The sequence below is a fragment of the uncultured Campylobacter sp. genome (genome assembly GCF_937949835.1).
Taxonomy (GTDB): Bacteria; Campylobacterota; Campylobacteria; order Campylobacterales; family Campylobacteraceae; genus Campylobacter_B.
Genome location: NZ_CALEDC010000294.1, coordinates 1 through 9,638, shown reverse-complemented (window position 1 = coordinate 9,638; position 9,638 = coordinate 1). Strand labels below are relative to the sequence as shown.

The window sequence follows — 9,638 nt, the reverse complement described above, 5'->3', positions numbered from 1 at the left end:
TTTCAAGCTCTTTCAGTCCTCCTACGACACGGACGAGCTGGGCACGGTGCTAGAGCTTAATCGCGATCCGGGTAAAATCCCCACTTATTTCGGCTATTTCTTGCTTTGCGTCGGATTTATTGGAAATCTTTTTACCGCCGGCAGCAGGTTTAAAAAGCTCGCTAAATTTATCAAAAATAATGCGCCCGCCGCGCTTCTTTTGATCGCGCCGCTTTTTTTCAGCATTGAGCTTCGCGCCGCGGATGAAAACTATCTAGCAAACCTTAAAGCCAACTCGCGCGTTCACGCAAACGGCGCGTTTGCAGAGCTTTTGGTGCAAGATTACATGGGCAGGATCAAGCCGCTTAGCACCGAAGCAGGCGAGATCGTAAATAAAATTTCAGGCACGGATTCGCTTTACGGCTTAAGCGCCGAGCAGATGATCCTAGGAATGAGCCTAAATCCCGCGTTTTGGCGCGATCAGAAGATCATCAAGATCAAAAACGACGAGATCAAAAAGATGCTAGGCTTGGCGCCGCAGGAGCGATATGCGAGCTTTAATTCGGTCTTTGATGAAAACGGCAACTACAAGCTCGCCCACGCCCTGGACGAGGCGAATGAAAAAAGCGCCTCGCGCCGTGGCGTGCTTGATAACGAGCTGATTAAATTCGACGAGCGGCTGAACATCGCGTATCTGACCTTTAGAGGGGTGTTTTTTAAATTTATCCCCGTGCCGAACGACCCGCAAAACGCGTGGCTCTCGCCGAACGACGCCTTTGCGGATTATAGTATCGCTCCGCAGATCAAAGGCGTGCTAAACGACTATCTAAACGGCTTACAAGACGGAATTTCGGATAATGATTGGGCTAAAGCGGATGCGGCACTTGCGGAGCTGAAAAACTACCAAAGAGCCACCTCCGCGGCTATTCTTCCAAGCGAAAGCCGCGTCAAAGCCGAGGTGTTTTACAACAAAGCTTCGGTTTTTAAAAAGCTCGTTTATTGCTATATGATCCTAGGCGGCGTGGCTCTAATATTGGCGCTTTTGGGCGCACTTTGCGGCAAGAGCTTCATGCTCGCGCAAAAAATTTTATTCGCAGCCTTTGCCGCAAGCTTTGCGGCGCATACTCTCGCGCTTGCGCTGCGCTGGTACGTCGCGGCTCACGCGCCTTGGAGCGATAGCTATGAGTCGATGATCTACATCGGCTGGTCGGCGGCGCTTGCGGGGATCATATTTTTTAGAAAGTCCCTACTTACGCTAAGCGCGAGCTGCTTACTAGCTAGCATCGTGATGCTAGTAGCGCATATGAGCTTCGTAAATCCGCAGATTACCAACCTCGTGCCGGTGCTAAAGTCCTATTGGCTTAGCATCCACGTCTCGGTTATCACGGCTAGCTACGGATTTTTAGGGCTTAGCTGCTTGCTCGGTCTTTTGGCTCTTGTTTTGATGGCGCTTAAAAACAGCGCCAATCGCGAGCGGCTAGGCGCACAGATCAGATATATAACGGCGATCAACGAGATCAGCCTCATCGTGGGGCTTTCGATGCTGACGCTCGGAAATTTCTTCGGCGGCGTGTGGGCGAATGAGAGCTGGGGGCGATACTGGGGCTGGGATAGCAAAGAGACTTGGTCGTATGTCTCGATCATCGTCTATGCGATCGTGCTGCATCTAAAGCTTATTCCGAAGCTCGGCTCGATCTATGTTTATTGCGTGAGCTCGACGCTCGCGTATAGCTCGATCATAATGACCTATTTCGGCGTAAATTTTTACCTCACCGGCATGCACTCTTACGCCGCGGGCGATGCGCCGCAGATACCCGCGCCGTTTTATTGTATAATAGCGGCGGTATTTTTAATAATCGCTCTTGCTTTCAGGGGCAGGGACGTAAAAACGATATAAAGGAGTAAATTTGAAAAAATTTCTAATAGCGTTAGCCTTGGCTGCCGCGGCAAACGCGGGCTTTATCAGCGAGGGCATTCAAGCTCAGCAAAGCGGCGATCATAAAAAACTCGCAGAAATTTACGAGCGAGCGTGCGGTTTGGAAAATAAAGCTTCGGGCTGCTATAATCTAGCCGTTTTGTATTTTGAGGGCACCGGCAACGTAGAGAAAAATTTCGAAAAAGCGATCAGCCTCTACGAGAAGGCGTGCGGCGCTAAATTTGCGCTTGCATGCAATAATCTAGGCTATATCTACGAAAGCGGCAACGGCGCGGATCAAAATTTTACCAGAGCCGCGGCTTATTATGAAAAAGCCTGCAAAGATAACGAAGGTTGCACCTCGCTCGGGCTTTTATACGCAAACGGCGCAGGGCTCGCAAAGGACGTCGCCAAGGCGGCGAGCCTTTATGAGAAGGCCTGCACCTACGGCGATATGATGGGCTGCAACAACCTGGGCTATCTGTATCTGAAGGGCGAGGGCGTGCAGCAAAGCTTCGCAAAGGCTAAAATTTTTTACGAAAAAGCCTGCGGCGGCGACATCGGCATCGGCTGCAACAATCTAGGCTATCTATACGCCTTCGGGCAGGGGGTAAGCCAGGATTATAAGCAGGCAAAGCAGCAGTATGAAAAGGCGTGCAACCTCGGTTACTTCGACGGTTGCAATAATTTAGCCATAATGTATGCCGAAGGAAAAGGAGTGAAGTCCGATAACGCCAAAGCAAAAGAGCTTTTCAAAAAAAGCTGCGACGGCGGCATCAAGATGGGATGCGAGAATTTGGAATTTTTAAACTCGATTAGTAAGTAAATTTAAAACATCAAATTTTTAAGGAGATAGTATGATTTTACGTTCGTTTTTGGCTTCGGCCGCGCTTGTTGCGCTCGTTTGCGGCGCCTCCATGGATGGGGCCAATAAACCGGCAAAGCCTATGTTTCAAAGCGTGGATCCAAGCAAGGCTACGCTTGTAGGAAGCGGAGAGGGCAAAGAATACTGCGCCGTTTGCGGAATGAATTTGGTAAAATTTTATAAAACCAACCATGTTGTAAACGGCAAGCAAGTAGCTTCTCTGCACTGCTTGTACGAGATTACGGGCGGCAAAATTCCAAGCGATGCGCAGGTCGTCGATACGAAAAATCTAAATTTAATCGACGTGAATAAAGCCTTTTACGTCGTGGGCAGCAAGATCAAAGGCACGATGACGCGCAATAGCAAATACGCCTTCTCAACCGAAGCCGACGCGAAGGAATTTCAAGCCGAAAACGGCGGCGAGATAGTGAACTTTGCCAAAGCCTACGAGATTGCGGGGCAGGATTTTGAGGGCGATAATAAGATGATTAAAGCCAAGCGTGAGGGCGGCGTTTACGCGCACGGTAAGGAATTTTACGAAACAAACTGCGCTAAAACCGAAGCGAAAAACTTCAAAGCCATCTCCGAGCTTAAAGCTCATCTCAAAAATGTTTGCGACGCAAAAGGCGCGAGCAAGGAGCCTGAGTACGACAAACACCTGCAAGCCGCGGCGCTGTATCTATGGGATGCGCCGGCAAATTTAGGCAGCAGCGGTAAAGATGCAAAAGCGAAAAAGCCTGAAAAGATCGTCGTGCCGGAAGGCGCTAAATGCCCGGTCTGCGGCATGCTAGTGGGTAAAAACCCTAACTGGGCGGCGATGATAGAGGTTCAGGGCGGCGAGAACCTGTATTTCGACGGCGTAAAAGACCTGATGAAATATTACCTCCAAAAGGGCAAGGGCTTTGATAAAATTTATGTAACCGACTACTACAAGCTACATAAGATCGACGCTAAAAGCGCTTTTTACGTGCTCGGCTCCAACGTCCTAGGACCGATGGGCGACGAGCTCATTCCATTTGAGAGCGAGAGCGCGGCTAAGACCTTCGCTAAAGATCACGGAGGCAAGAGCGTACTTAAATTTGACGAAATTCAAGAGAGCGTAATAGAAGGGCTATGAGGCTCATTTGCGCTTTAATGATCTTTTTTGCCGCCCTTTACGCGCTCATCGCGGTGCATTATGTGAGCTTTGATAGCGCAAAGGGCGAGCAGTGCCTGCAAAAGCTCGCGCGCGAGATAAAGGACGTGCGGCTCTCAAGCAGCTTTAAGAGCAAGGCCTACGCGGAGTTCGTCTATGATAAGTAAAAGCTTCATCGACTACTCCGTAACTTTGCTGCGAAAAGACAGAGCCGATCACTCCTTTAGCTTCGCGATCTTCGCCTTTATCGTTTTTATTTTAAGCTCGGTGCTTTTCATCTCGGGCTCCATTCAAAACGATCTCGAAAAGGTCATCAAGCTCAGACCCGACATCGTAGTAGAGGCTCTACGCGCGGGCAAACGCGACCTGATGCACGACGGCTATATCTACGACGTCTCTAAAATCGCGGGCGTCAGCGAAGTGCAGGGCGCCGTGGACGGGATGTATTACTTCGCTCAAAAGCGCGTTTGGTTTCATATCGTAGGCGACGAAAGCCTGAGCGAAAACGAAATGATCGTAGGCGAGGGGGTAAAGGCGGCGATGGGCGAGTGGTACTACGAGGACGAGTTTCACTTCTTGACCGAACAGCGCCTAATTGCGATTAAGATTAATAAAATTTCGCCGCACGAAAGCAGCATCGTCTCAAACGACGTGATCTATCTAAACCCCGCTACTGCGCGCGAGGTGCTAAGCCTCAAAGAGGGCGAATACACCAAGCTCTACGTAAGCGTGCCCAACCCCAACGAAGTAAGCGAAGTAGCGCTTAAGATCGTAAATTTATACCCCAACACGCAAGCCCTCAGCGCCGAGGATGCGGTAGCCGAAGTGAGGCATCTGTATTATTACAAGGGCGGAATTTTTATGGTACTTTACGCCGTGGCGATGATCTCGTTTTTCATCTTGCTGAAAAATCAAATTTCGCTCGCATACGGCGAGAAGAAAAAGGAGATCGCGATCTTGCGTAGCATCGGCTTTTGTATAAAGGACATCATCGCGATGAAATTTATTCAAAATTTCATCGTCTCGCTAAGCGCTTATCTGCTCGGCGTCGCGGGCGCTTATGCTTATGTTTTTGTTCTAGACGCGCCGCTTTTGCGCGATATATTTTTAGGCGGCGAGCTGCGAAATTTCATCACTTTCACACCCGCGATAAATTTCAATATGCTCTTTTTGATCTTCATCTTTAGCGTGATTCCGTTTTTAGCCTTCGTCATCATCCCTTCGTGGCGCATCGCTATCGGCGATATGAGCGAGGCGGTCAAATGAGCAAGATAGAGATCAAGCAGCTTTATAAAATTTACAACGAGGGCAGGGCGAATGAATTTCGTGCTTTGAAAAATATAAGCTTAAGCGTCGAGGAAGGGCAGATCGTAATCTTAAAAGGGGTCAGCGGCAGTGGCAAAAGCACGCTTCTATCCATCATAGGCGCGCTTGCTAAGCCGAGCAGCGGCGAGGTTTTAGTAGACGGCGCAAACGTCTCTAAGCTCGCCGATATCGAAAGCTCCGCGTATCGCCATAAAAAAATCGGCTTTATCTTTCAGTCTTTCAATCTGCTTGAGGCGCTTAGCGTCTATAAAAACGTCCTTGCGCCGCTTAGTCTTGAGCGGCTGGGCGGGGATGAGCTTGGCGCGCGCATAGATGAAGCGATGCAGATCGCTAATATCGCGCATAAAAAAGATCAGATCGTCTCGAGCCTTAGCGGCGGCGAGAAGCAGCGCTGCGCTATCGCAAGAGCGCTCGTGATGAATCCGCAGATCATCTTAGCCGACGAGCCGACGGCAAATTTAGACAAACAAAACTCGCTCGGCTTTATCGAAATGCTTTCAAAGCTCAAAGAGCTTAAAAAAACCGTTTTGATCGCGACGCACGACATACTCTTTGACGAGCTAAGCTTCGTAGATCGATATGTGTTTTTAAAAGACGGAGAAATTTCAGCATGAGCGTATTTTTATCGGGTAGCGTGATCGCGTTTTTGGCGGTGGAGCTGATCGTAATAGCGCTGATGGCGATCTCGCAGTTTCACATCGTGCGGATCATGCGCTACTGGGACTTTAACGCCACCTCAAATTTACAATACGCCCTGGAGAAAAGAAACTATCTCATCAACACCATTTTGTTCTTCACGATAGCGTGCAAGATCATTTTGTTTATATTTTTCGCGCTCTGCCTAAACGAGCTTTCTTCGGTCGTGCCGGGCGCGATGTGCTCCGCGGGCGTCGTGGGCTCGAACCGCTACGGCAACATCCTGCTGCTTTTAAAAATTTTACTGATCTTCGGCTTTGGGCTCTGGCTTATTTTAAACAGCCTCGATCTTAAAGCGGGCAAATTTCCCTATCTAAAGCGCAAATACCTGATCTTTACCATCCTTTTTGCGGGCGTTTTGGCGGAGTTTATTTTAGAAATTCTATTTTTTACCAATATCCCGCTGCGCGTGCCGGTGTTTTGCTGCTCGGTCGTATTTCGCGCGCCGAAGCTTCCGTTCGGCTACACGCAGGCGCTTTTGGCGACCTTTTTCTACGCGATATTGGGTGCCATTTTGATCTTAAATTTCTTAAAGCAGTCGATGGCGAGCTTTGCTCTGAATTTGCTCTTTTTGTTCGTCGCATACTACGCGATCACCTATTTTTTCGGGCTTTACGTTTACGAGCAACCCAACCATAAATGCCCGTACTGTATGCTTTTGAAGGATTATTACTTCGTCGGCTATGCGATCTGGGGCTCGCTGTTTTTGGGTATATTTTTCGGAATCGTGCCGTTTTTAACGGAGCTCATCACCAAGCGCGCCTACACCCACCTGCTTAAATACTCCTCGTTCTGGCTCATTCTAAACGCGCTCATCTGCAGCGCCTACGTCGTCAAATACTACTTCGTGCGGGGCGCGCTGCTATGATTAAGAAAATTTTTGCCGCGGTTTTGCTCGCCTGCGTGATGGGGCTGCTCATATCGTCCATGGATATAGCCGAATCCAAAATTTCCGTGCGCCACGGCAACACCGATAAGCAGCCGCTGCAGATCGAATTTGGAAAATACCTATGCCACGAGAGCGGCACGGTGATAAACGATCTGTACAACACCGCCCAGGCCGTTATGCCAAACGGCGATACATATTTTTTCAATGACATCGCAAACGTCTTTATGTGGCTGATGCGGCAAAAAAACAGAGACGAGATCGTGGTGTGGGTTTATTCGCAAGACACCGAAAAATACATCATCGCCAAGGACGCCTGGTACTCGCGCGTCGAGATCACGCCGATGGGATATGGCTTTGGCGCGTATGAGTTTCACAACTACGGCAGGAGCGACTACTACTACGACGAGATCGTGCTGTGCGCCGCTCGCGGCGAGACGCTGCTAAATCCGCTCATCAATATCCTGCTATCTGAAAATAAAATTTAGCTCCGCGATGGATCGGAAATAAAATTTAGCCGTGTGGCAGGTAGGAAATAAAATTTAACTCCGCAGCGGGCGCGACTTGTCGCAGATACGGCCGCCGCTTAAATTTTATTCGCGTGCGGCTTGAATTTTATTCGCGCCCGCACCTTTTATTAAATTTTGCCCGCTCTCGCTACTTTCGTTAAATTTAGCTCGCGTCCGAGTTTGCGTTCGCTCGCAATTATTAAATTTGCTCGTATTTGCCCAAGCTCGCGCCCATTCGTATTCATTGAAATTTAGCCCATCTACACCCAAACTCTTACTCCCTCGCTCTTATGGAATTTAGCTCGCATTTGCCTGAACTCGCATCGGCTTGCTCGTTAAATTTGACCCGTCCGCGCCGCTTGCTTGTACCTGCTGCTTTGTCCGCGCTGCCGATCAGTTTAAAATTTTAAGTCGCTCTAGCTCGTTAAAATTTTAAATTTACCCGATCGCTTAAAATTTCATGTTTGTCCGTATGCTTAAATTTTAAAAATGTATCGCGCTTTTTAAAATTCCAAGCCGCAACGATCTGCGTTCGCTACGTAAAATTTTACCTGCGCCTGCCGCTTGCGTTAAATTTAGCTCGCGTCTGCTTGGACGTCGCCGCTCGCGCGATCAATAAATTTATATCAATACGGGCGCCGAAATTTTAAGCTATAATGGCGCTAAATTCTACATTAAAGGAGTGAAAATGAGCGAAATTTTAGATCAGACGCTGCAGTGCGCGAAAGAAATTTTAGGAGCGGAGGCACTGGATATTAAGATCGAGCGCGCGGTCGTGGGGCTGTTTTTTAGTGGCGTGAAGCTGCAAGGAGGCGCGTGCGGGCTTAGCTATACGCCGCTAAAGTCCCTATCGGGCGCCGTTTGCTGCCCCTCGCAAGCAAGCGCGATGCCCGATTCGGGCAATATCGCGGGCAAAAGCGTGCGCTATCTGCTGCGCGATCTGGACTCCGCCGCGCCGCTTAAAAAGACGCTCGCGCTCGCCGCGCTAAATGCGCTAGGAAGGGCGTGTTTTGATAAAATCCGTGCGGATTACGACGTGAAATTCGGCGCCGATCCCTTTGAGCAGCTGCGGATCGAGCGCGGCAGCTTTAGCGTCGTCGTGGGCGCGCTGGTGCCCTACATCAAGACGCTGATGAAAAATGGCGCGGATTTTAAAATTTTAGAGCTTGACAAAAGCGCGCTCAAGCAGGCCGAGCTACCGTTTTACCTGCCTGCAAGCGAGGCCGCAAGCGTCGTGCCGCGCGCGGATAACGTGATAATCACGGCTACGACGCTCATCAACGACACGCTCGATGGGCTTTTGCGCCTGAAAAAAAGCGGCGCCAAGCTCGTGCTCGTGGGGCCTACCACGCCGCTACTGCCGCAGGCGCTGTTTGAGCGCGGCGTGGACTTTGCGGGCGGCACGCTCGTGCGGGATGCGGACGCGGTGCTCGATATCATCGCGCAGGCGGGCTCAGGGTATCATTTTTTGGGTAAATTTGCCGATAAAATCACGATTTGCAAGGGCTAGGGCGCGGATTGAAATTTTAAAATTTGCGCGCAAAGGACTTAAATTCGAAGGAGAAAAATATGCAAAAGTGCGTCTATATAGTGCACGGCTACGACGCTTCGCCTAAAAGCCATTGGTTTGCCTGGCTCAAAGGCGAGATCGAAAAATCGGGCGCGAGGGCGGAAATTTTAGCGATGCCTACGCCTGCGCACCCAAGGCTTGATGAGTGGCTGAAAACCTTGCGAGAAAGCGTGAAATTTGAAGGCGAAGTTTATCTGGTCGGACACAGCCTCGGCTGCCCTACGATCTTAAATTTTTTGCAAAGTAGCGCTGCAAGCGGCGTAGTAGAGGGCGCCCTGCTGGTCTCGGGGCTTGCAAAGCCGCTTAGCGATCCGCAATTTAAAATTTTAGACGAGTTTATGAATAAAGGCTTTGATTTTGAGTGCATAAAAGCCGCCGCAAAACAGCGCGCGGTGGTTGCCGCAAAGGATGATTATATCGTGCCGTTTAGCTTCAGCCGCGAGTTAGCGGAACAGATCGATGCTAAGTTTTACGAGGTGGAGAAGGGCGGGCATTTTTTAGACAGGGACGGCTTTACGAAGCTTGATCTCGTGTATGAAATTTTAGAAAAAATGATGAAGCTAAAGGGCTAAGCTTTAGGCAAACGCGCCCGCTCGGTTTTTTGCTTTTGCGTTCGCCGCTCGCATTTTTCTCTGCTAGAGTTTGGATTTGCTTTGCGGCTAAGATAAGGGTCTCGTATTTAGCCCGAAGGCTTCGCTACCCGCATAAATAAATAGATAAGCCCGCGGCGCAATCGCCGTTTGCGAGGCAAGTTCCG

Annotated in this window: 11 protein-coding genes; 10 read left to right on the top strand and 1 reads right to left on the bottom strand. The window is 49.7% G+C overall.

Annotated features, from left to right (window positions below; translation table 11 throughout):
- The 8 genes from Q0256_RS06675 to Q0256_RS06640 all read left to right on the top strand — a co-directional run.
- On the top strand, positions 1–1,876 hold a 1,876-nt coding region (locus Q0256_RS06675), incomplete at its 5' end, for a cytochrome c biogenesis protein (protein ID WP_297961452.1).
- Between the two features lie 10 nt (positions 1,877–1,886).
- Positions 1,887–2,720, top strand: a complete 834-nt coding sequence (locus Q0256_RS06670; protein ID WP_297961449.1) for a tetratricopeptide repeat protein — start codon at positions 1,887–1,889, stop codon at positions 2,718–2,720.
- A 31-nt stretch (positions 2,721–2,751) separates the two neighbouring features.
- Entirely contained in the window at positions 2,752–3,876 is a 1,125-nt protein-coding gene (locus tag Q0256_RS06665) for a nitrous oxide reductase accessory protein NosL (protein ID WP_297961446.1), read from the top strand.
- 17 nt (positions 3,877–3,893) lie between these two features.
- Entirely contained in the window at positions 3,894–4,061 is a 168-nt protein-coding gene (locus tag Q0256_RS06660; RefSeq protein ID WP_297961444.1) for a hypothetical protein, read from the top strand.
- On the top strand, positions 4,051–5,160 hold the full coding sequence (locus tag Q0256_RS06655) for an FtsX-like permease family protein (protein ID WP_297961441.1): 1,110 nt from the start codon (positions 4,051–4,053) through the stop codon (positions 5,158–5,160). Before Q0256_RS06660 ends, Q0256_RS06655 begins: the two co-directional genes overlap by 11 nt.
- Entirely contained in the window at positions 5,157–5,834 is a 678-nt protein-coding gene (locus tag Q0256_RS06650) for an ABC transporter ATP-binding protein (RefSeq protein WP_297961438.1), read from the top strand. The genes Q0256_RS06655 and Q0256_RS06650 overlap by 4 nt, the downstream gene beginning before the upstream one ends.
- Entirely contained in the window at positions 5,831–6,784 is a 954-nt protein-coding gene (locus Q0256_RS06645) for a hypothetical protein (protein ID WP_297961435.1), read from the top strand. Before Q0256_RS06650 ends, Q0256_RS06645 begins: the two co-directional genes overlap by 4 nt.
- Entirely contained in the window at positions 6,781–7,290 is a 510-nt protein-coding gene (locus tag Q0256_RS06640) for a hypothetical protein (RefSeq protein ID WP_297879947.1), read from the top strand. Before Q0256_RS06645 ends, Q0256_RS06640 begins: the two co-directional genes overlap by 4 nt.
- 105 nt (positions 7,291–7,395) lie before the next feature.
- On the opposite strand, the gene Q0256_RS06635 is transcribed toward Q0256_RS06640, so the two are convergent.
- The gene (locus Q0256_RS06635) at positions 7,396–7,581 is read right to left on the bottom strand and encodes a hypothetical protein (protein WP_297961432.1); all 186 of its coding nucleotides are present in this window, start codon (positions 7,579–7,581) and stop codon (positions 7,396–7,398) included.
- Positions 7,582–7,999: 418 nt separating this feature from the next.
- Between Q0256_RS06635 and Q0256_RS06630 the strand changes: the two genes are divergently transcribed.
- Together Q0256_RS06630 and Q0256_RS06625 are read left to right on the top strand one after the other, a co-directional pair.
- Positions 8,000–8,821 (top strand): DUF364 domain-containing protein, encoded by an 822-nt coding sequence (locus tag Q0256_RS06630; protein WP_297961429.1) that lies wholly within the window; start codon positions 8,000–8,002, stop codon positions 8,819–8,821.
- Positions 8,822–8,880: 59 nt separating this feature from the next.
- Positions 8,881–9,453, top strand: a complete 573-nt coding sequence (locus tag Q0256_RS06625; RefSeq protein WP_297961426.1) for an alpha/beta hydrolase — start codon at positions 8,881–8,883, stop codon at positions 9,451–9,453.
- Positions 9,454–9,638 lie beyond the last annotated feature (185 nt).

Bases quoted from the DNA above. Each gene is read 5' to 3' on its own strand.
- Q0256_RS06645 (WP_297961435.1), top strand. From the start codon at position 5,831: ATGAGCGTATTTTTATCGGGTAGCGTGATCGCGTTTTTGGCGGTGGAG.
- Q0256_RS06650 (WP_297961438.1), top strand. From the start codon at position 5,157: ATGAGCAAGATAGAGATCAAGCAGCTTTATAAAATTTACAACGAGGGC.
- Q0256_RS06655 (WP_297961441.1), top strand. From the start codon at position 4,051: ATGATAAGTAAAAGCTTCATCGACTACTCCGTAACTTTGCTGCGAAAA.
- Q0256_RS06660 (WP_297961444.1), top strand. From the start codon at position 3,894: ATGATCTTTTTTGCCGCCCTTTACGCGCTCATCGCGGTGCATTATGTG.
- Q0256_RS06630 (WP_297961429.1), top strand. From the start codon at position 8,000: ATGAGCGAAATTTTAGATCAGACGCTGCAGTGCGCGAAAGAAATTTTA.
- Q0256_RS06665 (WP_297961446.1), top strand. From the start codon at position 2,752: ATGATTTTACGTTCGTTTTTGGCTTCGGCCGCGCTTGTTGCGCTCGTT.
- Q0256_RS06640 (WP_297879947.1), top strand. From the start codon at position 6,781: ATGATTAAGAAAATTTTTGCCGCGGTTTTGCTCGCCTGCGTGATGGGG.
- Q0256_RS06625 (WP_297961426.1), top strand. From the start codon at position 8,881: ATGCAAAAGTGCGTCTATATAGTGCACGGCTACGACGCTTCGCCTAAA.